We start from the raw sequence: 17,965 nt of genomic DNA on the forward strand, positions 1-17,965 counted from the left end.
CTACGTAGTCGTCGGCAGTCGGCAAGACCGTATCGTTCACACGCTGCTCGCAAGCTTGCCCACGAGGTTGAGCAGAATGTAGACGATGATCATCAGAACGAAGAAGGACAGGTCAAGTGCCACGCCCCCGAGGCGCAACGGCGGTATGAACCGCCGCAGAAGCTTCAGCGGCGGATCGGTGACAGTGTAAGTGCCCTCGAGAACGACCATCATCGCCTTGCCTGGCTGCCATGAACGTGCGAACTGGAAGACGTAGTCCATGACCAGCCGGAAGATCAGCACGATGAGGAAACACATCAGCGCGATATAGACCACATCCAGTGCGACGCCCATGTCCCGCGGTTCCCTCTCCCCTGGCTCTTGCAGCCCCCGGCCTCACGGCCGGTGTTGTTCCCGGTGTTCTCAGCTCTGGTTGAAGAACCCACCCTCTGCGATACGGGCCTTGTCCTCCGCCGTGACATCGACGTTAGCAGGCGACAACAGGAACACCTTCTGCGTCACACGTTCAATGCTGCCATGAAGACCGAAGACGAGTCCCGCGGCAAAGTCGACAAGTCGCTTCGCGTCCGTGTCGTCCATCTCCGTGAGATTCATGATCACCGGAGTGCCCTCACGGAAGTGTTCCCCGATGGTACGGGCCTCGTTGTAGGTCCTGGGGTGCAGCGTGGTGATCCGGTAGGGCTCACGCTCGGACACGACCTTGGGCATGATCACCGGTGCGTTCTTCTCCATGTTCGGGCGGTCAGGTGTGATGGATGCCACGGGTGCGATTCGGGCGGGTCGTCCGCTTTCCGCCGGGAGCTGAACCGGCTCCCGCGGTGCGGGCGGTTGTACCGATCGCACCGGTTCGTCCCGTTCCCGCTCGACCGGATGCGCGGGCTGATGCCGCCGCCGGTCACGCTCGGGCTCCGGCTCGGGTTCGAATTCGTCGTCGGGGTCGAACCCCGGACCGTCGTACCCATCGTCCTCCACGAGGCCGAGGTAGACCGCCATCTTGCGCATCGCGCCGGCCATGCTCCGAGTCCTCCGCTCTGTGGTGGATCGGCATTCGTGTCACCAAGTGCCCGAGATCCACTCCGGCCAGTCCGCATGAGCGGGAATGACCATATTTTCTGCTGTGGTCCGACTTGCTTCGCGACGTTACCCGAGCCGGGGTCGGACTCCGAGTACCGCCGTACCGACGCGTACATGTGTCGCCCCGGCCGCAACCGCGTCCTCGAGATCCGCGCTCATCCCAGCAGAGACCATGTTCGCAGCCGGATGGTTCCCGCGCAGGCGCGACGAGAATTCCATCAGGCGGTCGAACGCGGCCCGTTGCCGGCCGGCGTAAGGACCGGCGAGCGGCGCGACGGTCATCAGGCCGTCGAGCCTGAGCCCCTCCGCCGCCTCGACCGACGCGGCCAACTCCTCGATCATGTCCGGTGCGACGCCGCCCCGGTCGCCGCGCTCGCCGCTCTCGGCGTCGAGGGCGACCTGGATCAGGCAGCCGAGTTCACGCCCGCCCCCGACCGCCGCGGCCGAGAGCGCGTTGACCAGCTTCACCCGGTCCACCGACTGCACCACATCGGCATAACCGGCCACCGAGCGGACCTTGTTGGTCTGCAACTGTCCGACAAAGTGCCATGTGAGCGACAGATCCGCACAAGCCGCGGCTTTGGGGGCCGCGTCCTGGTCACGGTTCTCCGCGACCTGACGCACACCGAGTTCGTGCAGCATGCGCACATCGCTCGCGGGGTAGGTCTTGGTGACCACGACGAGGGTCACCTCTTCACGCTCGCGGCCGGCCGAGGCGCACGCGGAAGCGATGCGTTCCTCCACCTGTGCCAGGTTCGCCGCGAGTTGAGCCCTGCGATCCGTCATGTCCTATCAGTCCAACCAGACATATCCGGCGAGCCGTCCCGTGGTGCGGTCGCGGCGGTACGAGAAGTGGTCGCCTGATTCCAGGGTGCAGAACGGCGAGGCGTGCCGGTCCGCGACGCCGAGCTCGTCGAGCTGGGCGTGGACTCCGGCCGTGACGTCCACCGCGGGCGTTCCCCAGCTGGTCTCCGACCACGAGGCGGGGACGGTCCCGGCGACGTCGGCGCGCATTTCTTCCGGAACCTCGTAGCACCGCCCGCAGACGGCCGGTCCGGTGTGCGCGACGATCCGTGACGGCACGGCGCCGAGCGCGACCATGGCCTCGACCGTGGCCGGGACGACTCCCGCCACCAGACCGGGCCGTCCCGCGTGGGCGGCCGCGATCACACCGGCCGCAGGATCGGCCAGCAGCACGGGTGTGCAGTCTGCGGTGAGCACCGCGAGCGGGAGCCCGCGGCGCGCCGTCACCACCGCGTCCACGGCGGGAATGCCCGAGGTGCCGGAGGTCTCGCCCCAGGGGCCCTCGACCACGGCGACGTCACGCCCGTGCACCTGGTTCATCCAGACCACCAGGGCCGGGTCGAGACCGAGGGAACGGGCAGCGCGCGCACGGTTCGCGCGGACGGCGGCGGGGTCGTCGCCGACCGCGCCGCCGAGGTTGAGCTCCTCGTACGGAACGGCGCTCACTCCACCCCACCTGTCGGTGAAGGCGAAATGGGCGCCGCCCGCCGAAGACTCCGCGGCTTTCACCGCGTGCTGCGGACCTATCACTTCAAGAAGTCCGGTACGTCCAGCTCTTCGGCCTGGGTGTCCTGGTAGGGACGGGCCGTCGGGACGTGCGGCGGGGAGACCGGCGGCTGCACGGCCTCGCTCGCCACCGGCGCCGGCTCGGCAGGCGCCTGGGGCTCCTCGCGCGGGGGCACGGAGCCCAGCCCGCCGGTCTGGCGCGCCGGTTCCGAGGTGCGGGCCGGCGGGGCCGGCTCCTCGCGCTTGCCGGCTCCCGCGCCGAGGACGTTCTCCCGGCGGGCCGGCGGCTGTCCGCCGTCGAAGCCCGCGGCGATGACGGTGACCCGTACCTCGTCGCCCAGCGCGTCGTCGATGACCGCGCCGAAGATGATGTTCGCCTCGGGGTGGGCCGCCTCACTCACCAGCTGCGCGGCCTCGTTGATCTCGAAGAGACCGAGGTCACTGCCGCCGGAGATGGAGAGCAGGACACCGCGGGCGCCGTCGATGGACGCCTCGAGGAGCGGCGAGGAGATCGCCATCTCCGCGGCGGCCACCGCGCGGTCGTCGCCGCGGGCGGAACCGATCCCCATGAGCGCCGATCCGGCCTCGGACATGACCGACTTGACGTCGGCGAAGTCGAGGTTGATCAGACCCGGGGTCGTGATGAGGTCGGTGATGCCCTGGACACCCGAGAGCAGCACCTGGTCGGCCGACTTGAACGCGTCGAGCACGCTGACCTGGCGGTCCGAGATGGACAGCAGCCGGTCGTTGGGAATGACGATGAGGGTGTCGACCTCTTCGCGGAGCTCGGCGATGCCGTCCTCCGCCTGGTTCGCCCGCCGCCGGCCCTCGAAGGTGAACGGCCGGGTGACCACACCGATCGTCAGGGCGCCCAGCGAGCGCGCGATGTTGGCGACGACGGGTGCTCCGCCGGTGCCTGTGCCGCCGCCTTCACCGGCGGTGACGAAGACCATGTCGGCCCCCTTGAGGACCTCCTCGATCTCCTCACGGTGGTCCTCTGCCGCCTTACGACCGACGGCCGGGTTCGCCCCGGCGCCGAGGCCGCGGGTGAGTTCACGGCCGACGTCGAGCTTGACGTCGGCGTCGCTCATCAACAGTGCTTGCGCATCGGTGTTGATCGCGATGAACTCGACGCCCTTGAGACCGACCTCGATCATTCGGTTGATGGCATTGACACCACCGCCGCCGACACCGATGACCTTGATGACTGCGAGGTAGTTCTGCGGTGCTGCCACGTCGAAGGCCTCTCGCCTCGAGTTACGTGTCGTCGCTTCGCGGTAGTCCCGCCGCGACGACGGATGCCGATTGGGTCGGTCCGGATGCCGACCCAAACCCTGACGTTGAAGTACAGGGTTACCAGTGTGTCTGCTTCTTGGACTCTTCCGAACAGGACACTAAGTCGACAAGTGGCGCACGTTCAACGAACACGCCGAACCTCCCGTTTTTCTTTTCACCCTATGTGATCACCCGTAGCGCTGACCAACCAGGGGGCTGGCCAGGCCAAACGCGCGTCAACTCTTCGACACCGCAGGGGCGGTGGGTGCACTCACGTCGAAGTGTCCTGCTTTGGGTGAGGCCTTCATGAGAGCGGTGAGCACCCGCGCCTTCACGGGCCCCTCCTCACTACTGCCCCACATCACCGTGCGGCCACGGGTCAGTTCCAGAACCGCGGAGTCGTACGAGGTGACCCGCACGGTCTCGGTCTCCCCTGCCACCTTGCCCGGCAGGTCTCCCGCGACCCGGACCGCCTCCCGCAGCAGACGGTCACCGCCGAAGCGCCGCAGGCTCGCCGACCGGACGGGCGCCAACTCCAGGAGCGGCACGTGCGGGGGCGCTTTGTCCACGGTTGCGAAGCGAACACCTTTCGCGTCCACTTCAATGAACTTCTCGCCCTTTTCCACCAACAGGACCGGCTTTCGTTCGGTCACTTTAAGACTGACACCGTGCGGCCATGACCGTACGACATCCACCGAGTCGACACGAGGCAACTTCTGGCGCAACCGGTCCGCGATCGCGTCCGTGTCCACGGAGACCAGCGGAGACCCGACGGGGGCCACCGCGGCGGCCGCCACCTCCTCCCGGGTCAGGACGTCGGTGCCGGAGACCGCCACCTCCTCCAGCCTCAGCCAGGACGAGCCGTAGAGCACCCAGACCGTGACCGCCGCGGTCAGCACGAGGCCGGACGCGGCCAGCAGCAGCCGCATACGGCCCGTCATCCGGCGCCCCTCGGGGCCGATGTGCGGCGGGCGGGCCGGGGTGTCGGCCCGCCCGGCCTCGCCGCGCTGGGCGGTCGTCGGTCCGGCCACGCTCGCTCCTTCACCGGACCCGGGGCGTGCGCCCCGGGTCCGTGCCACGTCACGCCTGGCGGCGTGCGGCAATCGCCTCGTACACCATGCCGACGAGGAGGTCGTCGGCGTCCCGTCGCCCGAACTCAGCGGCGGCACGGGACATCTCGTACAGCCGGTGCGGGTCCGCGAGCACCGGAAGGACGTTCTCCTGCACCCATTCCGGGGTGAGCGCCGCGTCGTCCACCAGCAGTCCGCCACCGGCGTTGACCACCGGCTGGGCGTTCAGCCGCTGTTCGCCGTTGCCGATGGGCAACGGGACGTAGGCGGCGGGCAGCCCGACGGCGGAGAGTTCGGCGACGGTCATCGCGCCCGCGCGGCAGAGCATCATGTCGGCCGCGGCGTACGCGAGGTCCATCCGGTCCACGTACGGTACCGGGATGTAGGGCGGCATTCCGGGCATGTTGTCGATACGCGGCAATTCGTTCTTCGGACCGACCACATGGAGGATCTGGATTCCTGACCGCTGGAGCAGCGGCGCGATCCGCGTGACCACCTCGTTGAGGTGGCGGGCGCCCTGCGAACCGCCGGAGACGAGCAGCGTCGGCAGGTTGGGGTCCAGGCCGAAGGCGGCACGCGCCTCCGGGCGGACCCGGGCCCGGTCGAGGGTGGCGATGGTCCGGCGCAACGGGATGCCGATGTACCGGGCACCGCGCAGCTTGCTGTCGGGGGTGGAGACGGCGACCCCGTGGGCGTACCGCGAACCGACCTTGTTGGCCAGGCCCGGCCGCGCGTTGGCCTCATGGACGACGATCGGGACCCCGGCGCGCTTGGCCGCGAGATAGCCGGGCAGGGCGACGTAGCCGCCGAAGCCGACCACGCAGTCCGCCTTGGTCCGCTCGAGGATCTGCTCGGCGGCCTTGATGGTGCCGCGGAGCCGTCCCGGGACGGTGATCAGCTCGGGTGTGGGCTTGCGCGGCAGCGGTACGGCGGGGATCAGTGCCAGCTCGTACCCCCGCTCGGGTACGAGCCTGGTCTCGAGTCCGCGCTCCGTGCCGAGGGCAGTGATTCCCACGGTCGGGTCCTGCCTCCGCAGGGCGTCTGCGAGGGCAAGCGCGGGCTCGATGTGCCCGGCGGTCCCCCCGCCGGCGAGTACGACATGCACCGAAATTCACCGCTCTCCGGACGGACGCTTCATGACGCGCCGTCTCATCGTCTTCCATCTGACCCCGGGCCTCCGCATGGCCAGGGCCGCTCTCGCCGCAGGGTCCTCCCGCGCGAAGGCGATCATGAGCCCTACGGCGAACATGGTCGGCAGCAGGGCCGAGCCCCCGTACGAGAACAGCGGCAGCGGGACACCGGCGATCGGCAACAGGCCGAGCACCGCACCGATGTTGATCACGGCCTGCGCCGTGATCCAGGTGGTCACGCCTCCCGCTGCGTACCTCACGAAGGGGTCCTCCGTGCGTCCGGCCACGCGGATACCCGCATAGCCTAGAGCCGCGAAGAGGGCCAGTACCGACAGCGTCCCCGCCAGGCCCAGTTCCTCCCCGGTGATGGCGAAGATGAAGTCGGTGTGCGGCTCGGGAAGTTGACCCCATTTTTCCACACTCGCGCCGAGTCCGGAACCGAACCATCCGCCGGACGCCAGAGCGTAGATTCCGTGCACCGCCTGCCAGCACGAGTCGCCGGGGCCGGGCTCGGACGCGCCGATGCAGCCGAGCCGGGACATCCGGTTGGGGCTGGTCTTGATGAGGAGGAATCCGATGAGACCGGCGAAGGCGAGCACTCCGGCGAAGAGCCGGGTCGGAGCGCCGGCGAGCCAGAGGAGGCCGAACAGGATCGCGGTGAGGATGATCGCGGTGCCCATGTCGCCGCCGAGCATGATCAGTCCGAGCAGCATGAAGGCGACCGGCACCAGCGGCACCAGCATGTGCTTCCACTGGGCCAGCAGCCGCTTGTCCTGTTTCCGGGCGAGCAGGTCCGCGCCCCAGAGGATGAGCGCGAGCTTTCCGAACTCGCTGGGCTGGAGCTGGAAGGGGCCGCCGAGATAGATCCAGTTCTGGTTGCCGTTGACCGACATCCCTATCCCCGGGATCTGGACCAGGACCATCAGGAAGACGGTGCCGGCGAGCAGCGGGTAGGCCAGTGCCCGGTGGAGTTTGAGGGGCATCCTGGAGGCCGCCAGCATCAGCCCGGCGCCGATCACGGCCGCGATGAACTGCTTGCGGAAGAAGTAGGTGCTGGGCCTGGAGAGCTCCAACGCCTTGATCATCGAGGCGGAGTAGACCATGACGAGGCCGAGAACGGTGATCAGGAGCCCGGCGCCCAGGATCAGGTAGTAGGCGGTCAGAGGGCGGTCCCAGGCCCGTCGTGCCCGCTCGTACGTCCCGCGCACCCCGCCGCCCCGGCGCGGCCCGGGCGGTACGCCCTGCCCCCCGGACCGGCTACGCGGCGCCGTGGGCCGCCGGGAGCCGGTGGCGGGCCGGCTCCTGCGGGCGAGCCCCGCGGGGGTTCCAGGGCCCCCTGCCAGGGGTCCGGCGAGCAGGGGCGGGGTGAACGCCCGGCTGATCGCCCGTGGGCGGTCCGCTCCGCGCGCGGCTGAGCTCTCGTCGGCCGGCATTGTCGCTGTCTCCCCTCCACTGCTCGTGCCCGGGGCCGTCACCGGGAGCCCCGGGGTGCTGCTCGTGACCGGGTCCCCGGGACGCTCCGGCCCTCCAGGACGTTACGACGTGGAGACCGGGCCCGTCAGGCGCTCTCGTCGGCGAGCCCGCGGACCGCGTCCGCGAACGCCTCGCCCCGCTTGTTGTAGTTGACGAACATGTCCATCGAGGCGCAGGCCGGGGCCAGCAGGACGGTGTCGCCCGGCCGGGCGAGCCGTGCCGCTTCGAGGACCGCCGCGGACATCGCCCCAGTGTCGGTCCGGTCGAGGTCGACCACCGGTACCTCGGGGGCGTGTCGCGCCAGGGCTTCGCGGATCAGCGCCCGGTCGGCGCCCATCAGCACGACGCCCCTCAGGCGCTTGGCGGCCCCGGTCACCAGCTCGTCGAAGGTGGCGCCCTTGGCAAGGCCGCCGGCGATCCACACGATCGGCTCGTAGGACGCCAGGGATGCCTCGGCGGCGTGGGTGTTGGTGGCCTTGGAGTCGTCGATGTAGGCGACACCGGCGATGTCGGCGACGTGCTCGATGCGGTGGGGGTCGGGGCGGAAGGCCCGCAGTCCGTCGCGTACGGCGGCGGGCTGCACGCCGAAGGCGCGGGCCAGTGCCGCCGCGGCCAGGGCGTTGGCGATGTTGTGGGGTGCCGGCGGATCGACGTCGGCGACCTCGGCGAGCTCCTGGGCCTGCTTCTGGCGGTTGGCGACGAAGGCCCGGTCGACGAGGATGCCGTCGACCACCCCGAGCTGCGAGGGGCCCGGTGTGCCGAGGGTGAAGCCGATGGCCCGGCACCCCTCCTCGACGTCGGCCTCGCGCACGAGGTCCTCCGTCGCCCCGTCCTGCGCGTTGTAGACGCAGGCGACGGTGTTGCCCTCGTAGATCCGGCCCTTGTCGGCGGCGTAACCGGCCATGGAGCCGTGCCAGTCGAGGTGGTCCGGGGCCAGGTTCAGGACGGCCCCGGAGTGGGCGCGCAGCGAGGGTGCCCAGTGGAGCTGGTAGCTGGAGAGCTCGACGGCGAGTACGTCGTACGTCTCGTCTCCCAGCACCGCGTCCAGCAGGGAGACCCCGATGTTGCCGACCGCCGCGGTGCGCAGCCCGGCCGCTTCGAGGATCGAGGCGAGCATCCGCACGGTCGTGGTCTTGCCGTTGGTACCGGTGACCGCGAGCCACGGCGCGGCATCGGGCCCCCGCAGCCGCCAGGCGAGTTCGACGTCGCCCCAGACGGGGACGTCCGCCTCGGCGGCTGCCTGGAAGAGCGGTTTGCCGGGCTTCCAGCCGGGGGCCGTGACGACCAGCTCGGTGGACGTGGGCAGGGTGTCGCCGTCCCCGAGGCGCACGGTGATGCCGAGCGCCTCCAGTTCGGCGGCCTGGGCGCGGGAGCGCTCGTCGTCGCCGTCGTTGACGACGGTGACGAGGGCTCCCCGCTCGTGCAGGGCGCGGGCGGCGGGGATGCCGCTCACCCCGAGCCCGGCGACCGTGACGTGCTTGCCCTGCCAGTCCACGTTGCTCACTTCTTGGCTGCCCATCCCGCGTAGAAGAGGCCGAGTCCGACGATCACGCACATGCCCTGGATGATCCAGAAGCGGACCACGACAAGGACTTCGGACCACCCCTTGAGTTCGAAGTGGTGCTGGAGCGGTGCCATCCGGAAGACCCGCTTGCCGGTCATCTTGAACGAGCCGACCTGGATGACCACGGACATGGTGATCATCACGAAGAGGCCGCCGAGGATGGCCAGCAGGAACTCGGTGCGGGAGCAGATCGCGAGGCCCGCGAGGGCGCCGCCGAGGGCGAGCGAACCGGTGTCACCCATGAAGATCTTCGCGGGTGAGGTGTTCCACCACAGGAAGCCGAAACAGGCGCCCATCAGGGCGGAGGCGACGACCGCGAGGTCGAGTGGATCGCGTACCTCGAAGCAGGCGCTGGGGTTGGTGAGGGTCTCCGCGTTGGCGCAGGACTCCTGGAACTGCCAGAGACCGATGAAGGTGTAGGCGCCGAACACCATCACCGAGGCGCCGGTGGCGAGGCCGTCGAGACCGTCCGTCAGGTTCACGCCGTTGGACATGGCGAGGATCATGAACAGGGCCCAGACGCAGAACAGCACCGGCCCGATGGACCAGCCGAAGTCCTCGACGAACGAGAGCCGGGTGGAGGCCGGGGTGTTTCCGGTCGAGTTGGGGAACTGCAGTGAGAGCACCGCGAAGGCGATACCGACGATCAGCTGGCCGGCCATCTTGGCCTTGGCCCGCAGACCCAGCGAACGCTGCTTGACGATCTTGATGTAGTCGTCGAGGAAGCCGACGAGCCCCATCCCCGCCATCAGGAACAGGACGAGAACGCCGGAGAAGCGGATGTCCTCGCCGGTGATCAGCTTCGCCAGGAGGTACGCGATGATCGTCGCGAGGATGAAGGCGATGCCACCCATGGTGGGCGTGCCCTGCTTGCTGCCGTGGGTACGCGGGCCGTCGTCCCGGATGAACTGCCCGTAGCCCTTGCGGGCCAGAAGTTTGATCAGCAGCGGAGTGCCGACCAGGGTCAGGAAGAGCCCTATGGCCCCCGCGAAGAGGATCTGCCTCATCGGACGGCGACCTCACCCTCGGTCGTCTCCAGCAGTGCCAGGGCGACCCTCTCCAGGCCGACCGACCGGGACGCCTTCACCAGCACGACGTCTCCCGGGCGCAGTTCACTGCGCAACAGGTCGACGGCCGCCTCTGCGTCGGACACGTGCACCGACTCCTCACCCCACGAACCCTCGTTGTATGCGCCCAGTTGCAGCCAGGAGGCTTCTTGTCCCCCGACCGCGACGAGCTTGCTGACGTTGAGCCGGACGGCGATCCGTCCGACCGCGTCGTGCTCGGCGAGCGACGCGTCACCGAGCTCGGCCATCTGACCGAGCACCGCCCACGTGCGCCCCCCTCCCGCCCGTCGGGCCTTGCCCATGGCGGCCAGCGCACGGAGTGCGGCCTTCATGGATTCGGGGTTCGCGTTGTAGGCGTCGTTGACGACCGTCACACCGTCCGGACGCTCGGTGACCTCCATGCGCCAGCGGGAGAGGGTGCCCGCCCCGGAGAGCGCCTCGGCGATCTCGGTCACGGACATGCCCAACTCATGGGCGACGGCGGCCGCGGCGAGCGCGTTCGACACGTGGTGCTCACCGTACAGGCGCAAGGTCACGTCGCTGCACCCGGTGGGTGTGTGGAGCGCGAAAGCGGGGCGGCCGTCGTCCGTGAGCCGCACGTTCTCTCCCCGTACGTCCGCATCCGCGGCCTCTCCGAAGAGGAGTACCCGGGCTTTTGTACGGGACGCCATGGCCCGCACGAGCGGGTCGTCGGCGTTGAGGATCGCGGCGCCGTCCTCCGGGAGGACCTCCACGAGCTCGCCCTTGGCCTGGGCGATCGCCTCGCGGCTGCCGAACTCGCCGATGTGGGCGCTGCCCACGTTGAGGACGAGGCCGATCCGCGGCGGGGTCAGGTCGGCGAGGTAGTGGATGTGGCCGATGCCTTTCGCACCCATCTCCAGCACGAGGTGGCGGGTTTCCGCCGTGGCGCTCAGCGCGGTGAGCGGCAGACCGATCTCGTTGTTGAGGGAGCCGGGCGTCCAGACCGTGGGCGCCTTGCGCTCCAGGAGCTGGGCGATCAGGTCCTTCGTGGAGGTCTTGCCGGCCGATCCGGTCAGCGCGACGACGGTCGTGCCGAGGCGTTCCACGACGGTGCGCGCGAGGGCGCCGAGCGCGCCCACCACGTCGTCGACGACGATCGCCGGGACACCGACGGGCCGGGAGGCGAGCACGGCCACCGCGCCCGCGTCGAAGGCGCGCCGGGCGTAGTCGTGGCCGTCGACCCGCTCGCCGGCGAACGCGGCGAAGAGCGAGCCCTGCCGCACGTCCCGGGAGTCCTTGACGACGGGGCCCGTGACGGTGACGGACGGGTCCGGCACGTCGTACGGCTGCCCGCCGACGATTGCGGCGATCTCGGCGAGGGAAAGGGGGATCACTTGGTCATCCCTGACTGTTGTTCTCGTGGGTGTGTACGCGGTCCTCGGGGGCGTGCGCGGTGCTCGCGCCGCCCAGGGAGTGCTCGATGGCCTCGCGCAGGACCTTCCGGTCGTCGAAGGCGCGCACGACTCCGTGGATGTCCTGTCCCTGCTCGTGTCCCTTTCCGGCCACGAGCACGGTGTCGCCCGGCTCGGCCCGGGCGACCGCGGCGGCGATGGCCGCGGCCCGGTCGGCGTCGACGAGCACGTCGCCGCGCTCGTGGACGGGCACCTCGGCCGCGCCGGAGAGCATCGCGGCGAGGATCGCGAGGGGGTCCTCGGAGCGGGGGTTGTCGGAGGTCAGTACGGCGGTGTCGGCGAGCCGGGCCGCGGCGGCGCCCATCGGGCCGCGTTTCGTCGTGTCGCGGTCGCCGCCGCAGCCGAGCACGATGTGCACCCGTCCCTCGGTGACCTTCTGCAGGGAGCGCAGGACGGACTCGACGGCGTCGGTCTTGTGCGCGTAGTCGACGACCGCGAGGTACGGCTGCCCCGCGTCGACCCGTTCCAGTCGGCCGGGAACACCGGGCACGGCCGCGACGCCGTCGGCGGCGGTCTGCGGGTCGACGCCCGCGACGGCCAGGGTGACGATCGCGGCGAGGGTGTTGGCCACGTTGAAGGGGCCGGGCAGCGGTGCCCTGGCGGTGATGCGTTCACCCTGGGGGCCGATCACGGTGAAGGTGCTGTCCTGGGGGCCCACTTCGACGTCCTCGGCGCGCCACTCGGCGTCCGGGTGGCCCTCCGCGGAGAAGGTGACGACCGGCACGGACGCCTCCTTCACCAGCCTGCGGCCGTACTCGTCGTCGAAGTTGACGACACCGAGCTTGCTGCGCCGCGGGGTGAACAGCTGCGCCTTGGCCTGGAAGTAGTCCTCCATCCCGGAGTGGAACTCCATGTGCTCCGGGCTGAGGTTGTTGAACACGGCGACGTCGAAGACGCAGCCGTCGACCCGGCCCAGCACCAGGGCGTGGCTGGAGACCTCCATGGTGACCGCCTCGACACCGCGTTCACGCATGACGGCGAACAGGGCCTGGAGGTCGGTGGCTTCCGGAGTGGTCCGCTCCGACTTGATGCGTTCGTCGCCGATCCGCATCTCGACGGTGCCGATCAGTCCGGTGCTGCGGCCCGCGCCACGCAGCCCGCCCTCGACGAGGTACGCCGTGGTGGTCTTGCCGGACGTGCCGGTGATGCCGATCTGGAGGAGGCCGGCCCCTGGCCGGCCGTAGATCTCGGCCGCGATGTCGCCCATCCGGCCGCGCGGGTCCCCTGTGACGAGGACCGGGAGGCCGGTGGCGGCGGCACGGTCGGCACCCGCCGGGTCGGTGAGGATCGCGGCGGCGCCGAGGCCCGCGGCCTGGGCGGAGAAGTCGGCGCCGTGGAAGCGGGCACCGGGCAGAGCCGCGTACACGTCCCCGGGGCGCACGGCCCGGGAGTCGTGGGTGATGCCGGTGACCTCACCGGCATCCTGCGGTCCCGCACCGAGCCGGGCTGCCAGCTCTCCGAGGGACGTGGGCCGGAGCCGGTCCGGTCGGGGCGCTCCCGGGTAGTTCACAGGCGCGTCCTTCTGAGTGGTTTGGAACTGATCAGCGTGGGGCACGGCGGTGAGCGTACCGGGCGGACCCGGCCTCCCGCTAAGTGAGGGGCCGGCGTCGCGGTACTTCTCGTTCCGGTTCCCGGGATCAGGGGTGATGGTCGTCACTGAGGGTTCCCCCGAGTCACTCGCCCGGCTTGAAGGACACCGGCAGCCGGGCGGGGTCGCTGCCGGACGGAGGCGTCTGGAGGGTCTTGAGGGCGAACTCCATGACCTTCTTGTAGATCGGGCCGCAGATCTGGCCGCCGAAGTAGCTCCCCTTGGTGGGGTTCTGGATGGCGCAGTAGACGGTGATCTGCGGATCGTCGGCGGGTGCGAAGCCCGCGAAGGACGCGGTGTAGCCCTTGTAGACACCGCGTACGGGGTCGACGCGGTTGGCCGTGCCCGTCTTGCCAGCGACCCGGTAGCCCTGGATGTGGGCCTTCGTCCCGGTGCCCTCCTCGTCGTCCACCACGGACTCCAGCATCTTCGCCAGGGTTCTGGCCGTCTTCTCGCTGACCACCCGGGTGCGTTCGGGGGCTTCGGACGCCGTGTAGCTCTCGCCGGCGTCCTTGGTCCCGCGGACAAGGGTCGGCTCGATCCGCACCCCGCCGTTGGCGATGGTCTGGTAGACGGACGCGGCCTGCATGGCGTTGAGGGAGAGGCCCTGGCCGAACGGAATCGTGTACTGCTGCGAGGTCGACCAGTCCTGGGGTTCGGCGATGATGCCCGGCGACTCGCCCGGGTAGTCCAGCCCCGTGGTGCTTCCGATGCCGAATTTGCGCAGGTAGGAGTACAGGACCTTGTTGGCCTCGGCCTGGGACTTTCCGAGCTGTCCGGTGGCCAGGATGGTGCCGATGTTGCTCGATTTGGCCAGTACGCCATTGAGCGTGAGGTACCAGGTGGGGTGGTCGATGTCGTCCCTGAAGAGCCGGTCCCCCCGGTGCAGCCGGTTGGGGACGGTGACGTGCGTGCCGGGCGTGGCCGCTCCCTCCTCCAGGACCGCGGCCATCGACATGACCTTGCTGGTGGAGCCGGGTTCGTACACGTCCTGGAGGGCCGCGTTGCCCAGCGCGGCGGAGTTGCTCTGTGCGAGGTCGTTCGGGTCGTAGCCGGGGGCGTTGGCCATGGCCAGCACCTCGCCGGTCTTCGTGTTCTGGACGACCACGTAACCGCGGTCCGCCTTGGACTTCTCCACCTGGTCGGCGATGGCGCGCTGCGCCGCCCACTGGATGTCGCGGTCGATCGTCAGCTCGACGTCGGTGCCTGCGACGGCCGGGATCTCGGTGGAGCCGGCGGTCGGCACCGGGCGGCCGCCCGCCTGGGCGTAGCGGATCTTGCCGTCCTCCCCCTGGAGCTGCTCGTTGAGCTGTGCTTCCAGGCCGCCGCCGCCCTTGCCCTCGGCGTTGACGAAACCCAGTATCCCGGCGGCGAGGTCGCCGTTGGGATAGACGCGCCTGGTGGTGGGCTCCTGGAGGACTCCGGCCAGCACGTTGGCCCCGGGACCGCCCTTCGCGCTGTCGGCGGCCGCCTTCTCGGCGAAGGCGGACTTGAGGTCCTTGATCTGCTTCCAGACCTGCGGTGTCTGCCGCCGTGCCAGCACCGTGTAGCGGCTCTCGGGGGTGGAGAGCTTCTTCGCCAGCTCCGCCTCGTCCTTGCCGAGGATCGGGGCGAGCAGGGCCGCCGCCTGCCGCGGGGCGTCCGGGGCCTTGCTCTCCTCGGGGGTGAACAGCTTCGGATCGGCCGTGATGTCATGCGCGTCGACGCTGGTGGCCAGGGCGATTCCGCTGCGGTCCGCGATCTCCCCGCGTTCGGCGGCGATCGTGTACTCCAGGTAGCGGTTCTTCTCGGCCTTGGCGGCGTACGTGGCGGCGTCGACCGCCTGGACCTGGAGGAGCCGTACGACGAACGCCAGCATGACGAGGGTCAGGCAGAGGCTGATGAGGCGCAGCCGTGGGCGCGGGCTGCCCAGGCGGATGGGCCGGGCGGTGCCACCGGGCCGCTTCCCCGCCGCCGGGCGCCGGGGGCGCCGGGCCTCGGGGCGGGCTGCGGGGCGGGGGCGTCCCGGCCCGCCGCCCGCGTTACGCGAGCGCGCGGGGCCGGGTACTCGCCGGCGCGGCGGTTCCTTGGACGGCACTGCGTCACCTGCCGGAGCTCGTCGGGGGCGGTGTGGTCGGGGGCGTCGTGGACGCTGTCGCCGGGGAGGCGGAGGGTGAGGGCGACGTGGGGCCGGAGGCGGACGGGGAGGCCGGTCCGGTGGGACCGTCCGCGCTCTCGTCCGGTTCGGGGGGCGTGAGGGGGGACGGTTGCGCGGTGGCGCGCTCCGGCACTCCGCGCACGGTGCCGTCCGGGTCCAGGAAGGCTGGGCTGCCGCCGGGCACCATGCCGAGTTCTCTGGCCCGGCGCTCCAGCGCGTCGGGTTCGGAGTAGCTGTCCACGTCCCGCTGGAGGGCCTGCTGCTCGTCGGTCAGCTCGGTGGTGTCCCTCTTCAGCTTGCTCAGCCTGAACGATCCTTCGTTGAGCGCCGAGTTCAGCAGCAGGAGCGAGATCAGGCCACCCGCGAGCAGCAGCACGACCAGCAGGACGAAGGGGGTACGGGCGGCGGTGTTCGGTCCCGACGGCATCAGCCGGGCGAGCCGCCCCGCCCGGCCCTTCATCTGCTCGGCCGTCCTGGTCACCGGAGTGCCACCGCCCCGTTCTGCCTTCGGCCGGCCGGCCGGGACCCGCTCATCGCTCCTCCTCGCGGATGCGCTGGGCGCCGCGCAGCCTGGCGGGGGCGGCGCGCCTGTTCTCGGCGACCTCCTCCTCCGTGGGGAGTTCGGCGCCCCGGGTCAGCAGCTTCAGCCTGGGCTGGTAGCGCTCGGGGACGACGGGCAGTCCGGGCGGCGCCGTGTTGGCCGCACCGGCCGCGAAGACCTGCTTGACCAGACGGTCCTCGAGCGAGTGGTAGGAGAGCACTGCGATACGGCCACCGACGGCGAGGCTCCCCACCGCGGCCGGAACGGCCCGCTCCAGGACGGTGAGTTCACCGTTGACCTCGATGCGCAGGGCCTGGAAGGTGCGCTTGGCCGGATTGCCGCCGGTGCGCTTGGCGGCCTGCGGCAGGGAGTCGCGGATCAGCTCGACGAGCCGGGCGCTGTTGCTGAAGGGTTCCTTCTCGCGTTCGCGCACGACGGCCGAGACGATGCGCTTGGCCTGCTTCTCCTCGCCGTACGCGCGCAGGATCCGCACGAGTTCGCCCGGTGGGTAGGTGTTGAGCACCTCGGCCGCACCGATGCCGGTCGTCTGGTCCATGCGCATGTCGAGCGGGGCGTCCTGGGCGTAGGCGAAGCCCCGGTCGGCCTCGTCCAGTTGCATGGAGGAGACACCGAGGTCGAAGAGCACGCCCTGCACCTTGGGGATCCCCAGCCTGTCGAGGACCTCGGGCAGTTCGTCGTAGACGGCGTGCACCAGGGTGGCGCGGTCACCGTACGGGGCGAGGCGCTCGCCGGAGAGCCGCAGCGCCTCCTTGTCCCGGTCCAGTGCGACCAGCCGGGCCTCGGGGAAGGCGGCGAGCAGGGCCTCGCTGTGCCCGCCCAAACCGAGGGTGCAGTCGACGACGACCGGTGGCTGCGGCCCCGTCACCTCCAGAGCCGGGGCCAACAGGTCCAGGCATCGCTGGAGCATCACCGGGACGTGGCGGGTCTGACTCAAAGCGCCCTCTCAGGCTCTGTCCCGTGTGGCCGCACATACGGCCTGGTCCCCACCCGCCCGGAAGGGGTGGTCGGCCGGCGCCGGGGAAGGAGGCGTCGGCCGGCCGACGGGCGGGAGAGGGCCGGGCCGCATGTACGCCGCACATCACGGGGAATTCGAAACACGTAAGAATATGCAGAATGTGCAGGCGTGTCGGTAACTTCGCGTCACTTTAGTCCACCCTGCCATCGGATCCGGTCGCGATCAACGAACCGCTCAGCGCGTCGCACCGCCGCGCCGGGCCGGGAACCTCACCCGGTCGGGTGCCCGTACGTGAGGCTTGTGGGTTACCTCACAACAAGCCGCGTTGACGTTTTTTGTCCCCCTCCACAGCACGCCGTGTGCGGTCGCGAAGGCTAACGTCGTAGCCATGTCGACTTCTGCGCAGCCTTCCGCCGAGACCGATTCCCCCACCACCTCCGCAGCTCGTTCCGGAGGGACGGTCACCGATCGTCTGGTCGAGCTGAACACGCGTTACTCCGAGAAGTTCAGCGACCCGGGCATGGACGCGCGGCCCGTGCTGCGCGTGGCCGTGGTCGCCTGCATGGACGCCCGCCTCGACCTCCACGCCGCGCTCGGCCTGGAGCTGGGTGACTGTCACACCATCCGCAACGCCGGAGGTGTGGTCACGGACGACGTCATCCGGTCCCTGACCATCAGCCAGAGGGCGCTCGGCACCCGCAGCGTCATCCTGATCCACCACACGAACTGCGGCATGGAGTCGCTCACCGAGGAGTTCCGGCAGGAGCTGGAGCTCGAGGTCGGGCAGCGCCCGGTCTGGGCGGTGGAGGCGTACTCCGACGCCGACCAGGACGTACGCCAGTCGATGCAGCGCGTGCGCACCTCGCCGTTCCTCCTGCACACGGACGACGTCCGCGGCTTCGTCTTCGACGTGACCACGGGCAAGCTGCGCGAGATCCCCTCCGCGGCCTGAAGCACCCTCCGACATACGGACCACATCCGGCATATCGCCCCCACTTGTCCACAGGCGAGTGACACGAAGCGGTAACGGCAACAAGAATGCGGGTGTGACATCTCTCCGGGTCCTCCGGAGAGTGTCCGTATTTCGGGGCGGGCCGGGCGCTTTGG

General features: G+C 70.1%; 16 protein-coding genes. 1 reads left to right on the forward strand and 15 read right to left on the reverse strand.

The annotated features are described in order from the left end of the window. Window positions 1-36: 36 nt before the first annotated feature. The 15 genes from JOC24_RS09050 to rsmH form a co-directional block, all read right to left on the reverse strand. A complete protein-coding gene (locus JOC24_RS09050; protein ID WP_205019611.1) occupies window positions 37-333 on the reverse strand; it encodes a YggT family protein in 297 nt (98 codons plus the stop codon). A gap of 69 nt (window positions 334-402) precedes the next feature. Next, entirely contained in the window at window positions 403-1,014 is a 612-nt protein-coding gene (locus tag JOC24_RS09055) for a cell division protein SepF (protein WP_031098945.1), read from the reverse strand. 126 nt (window positions 1,015-1,140) lie between these two features. After that, window positions 1,141-1,860: a YggS family pyridoxal phosphate-dependent enzyme gene (locus tag JOC24_RS09060; protein ID WP_205019612.1), complete on the reverse strand. Its 720-nt coding sequence runs from the start codon at window positions 1,858-1,860 to the stop codon at window positions 1,141-1,143. 6 nt (window positions 1,861-1,866) lie between these two features. Further along, window positions 1,867-2,607: a peptidoglycan editing factor PgeF gene (pgeF, locus tag JOC24_RS09065; protein WP_205019613.1), complete on the reverse strand. Its 741-nt coding sequence runs from the start codon at window positions 2,605-2,607 to the stop codon at window positions 1,867-1,869. 17 nt (window positions 2,608-2,624) lie between these two features. Further along, a complete protein-coding gene (gene ftsZ / locus JOC24_RS09070) occupies window positions 2,625-3,839 on the reverse strand; it encodes a cell division protein FtsZ (RefSeq protein ID WP_205019614.1) in 1,215 nt (404 codons plus the stop codon). A gap of 276 nt (window positions 3,840-4,115) precedes the next feature. Beyond that, entirely contained in the window at window positions 4,116-4,910 is a 795-nt protein-coding gene (locus JOC24_RS09075; RefSeq protein ID WP_307792656.1) for a cell division protein FtsQ/DivIB, read from the reverse strand. A gap of 49 nt (window positions 4,911-4,959) precedes the next feature. After that, a complete protein-coding gene (gene murG / locus JOC24_RS09080) occupies window positions 4,960-6,054 on the reverse strand; it encodes an undecaprenyldiphospho-muramoylpentapeptide beta-N-acetylglucosaminyltransferase (protein WP_205019615.1) in 1,095 nt (364 codons plus the stop codon). A gap of 6 nt (window positions 6,055-6,060) precedes the next feature. Further along, window positions 6,061-7,512, reverse strand: a complete 1,452-nt coding sequence (gene ftsW / locus JOC24_RS09085) for a putative lipid II flippase FtsW (protein WP_205019616.1) — start codon at window positions 7,510-7,512, stop codon at window positions 6,061-6,063. Between the two features lie 125 nt (window positions 7,513-7,637). Next, entirely contained in the window at window positions 7,638-9,071 is a 1,434-nt protein-coding gene (gene murD, locus JOC24_RS09090; protein ID WP_205019617.1) for a UDP-N-acetylmuramoyl-L-alanine--D-glutamate ligase, read from the reverse strand. Further along, window positions 9,053-10,123, reverse strand: coding sequence for a phospho-N-acetylmuramoyl-pentapeptide-transferase (mraY, locus tag JOC24_RS09095; RefSeq protein WP_031098929.1), 1,071 nt, complete (start codon window positions 10,121-10,123; stop codon window positions 9,053-9,055). The genes murD and mraY overlap by 19 nt, the downstream gene beginning before the upstream one ends. Continuing rightward, window positions 10,120-11,538 carry a UDP-N-acetylmuramoyl-tripeptide--D-alanyl-D-alanine ligase gene (gene murF / locus JOC24_RS09100; RefSeq protein WP_205019618.1) on the reverse strand — a complete coding sequence of 473 codons (1,419 nt, stop codon included), beginning with the start codon at window positions 11,536-11,538 and terminating at the stop codon, window positions 10,120-10,122. Before murF ends, mraY begins: the two co-directional genes overlap by 4 nt. Before the next feature lie 4 nt (window positions 11,539-11,542). Further along, window positions 11,543-13,273 (reverse strand): UDP-N-acetylmuramoyl-L-alanyl-D-glutamate--2,6-diaminopimelate ligase, encoded by a 1,731-nt coding sequence (locus JOC24_RS09105; protein ID WP_374104486.1) that lies wholly within the window; start codon window positions 13,271-13,273, stop codon window positions 11,543-11,545. A 16-nt stretch (window positions 13,274-13,289) separates the two neighbouring features. Next, the gene (locus tag JOC24_RS09110; protein WP_205019619.1) at window positions 13,290-15,281 is read right to left on the reverse strand and encodes a peptidoglycan D,D-transpeptidase FtsI family protein; all 1,992 of its coding nucleotides are present in this window, start codon (window positions 15,279-15,281) and stop codon (window positions 13,290-13,292) included. 4 nt (window positions 15,282-15,285) lie between these two features. Next, window positions 15,286-15,822: a cell division protein FtsL gene (locus tag JOC24_RS09115; RefSeq protein WP_205019620.1), complete on the reverse strand. Its 537-nt coding sequence runs from the start codon at window positions 15,820-15,822 to the stop codon at window positions 15,286-15,288. A gap of 49 nt (window positions 15,823-15,871) precedes the next feature. Next, window positions 15,872-16,837 carry a 16S rRNA (cytosine(1402)-N(4))-methyltransferase RsmH gene (rsmH, locus tag JOC24_RS09120; RefSeq protein ID WP_205019621.1) on the reverse strand — a complete coding sequence of 322 codons (966 nt, stop codon included), beginning with the start codon at window positions 16,835-16,837 and terminating at the stop codon, window positions 15,872-15,874. A 409-nt stretch (window positions 16,838-17,246) separates the two neighbouring features. On the opposite strand from rsmH, the gene JOC24_RS09125 reads away from it, so the two are divergent. Next, complete coding sequence (locus JOC24_RS09125; protein WP_205019622.1) at window positions 17,247-17,810, forward strand: beta-class carbonic anhydrase; 564 nt, start codon at window positions 17,247-17,249, stop codon at window positions 17,808-17,810. The last annotated feature ends 155 nt before the right edge of the window (window positions 17,811-17,965 follow it).

This window comes from Streptomyces sp. HB132 (genome assembly GCF_016909575.1).
GTDB lineage: Bacteria > Actinomycetota > Actinomycetes > Streptomycetales > Streptomycetaceae > Streptomyces.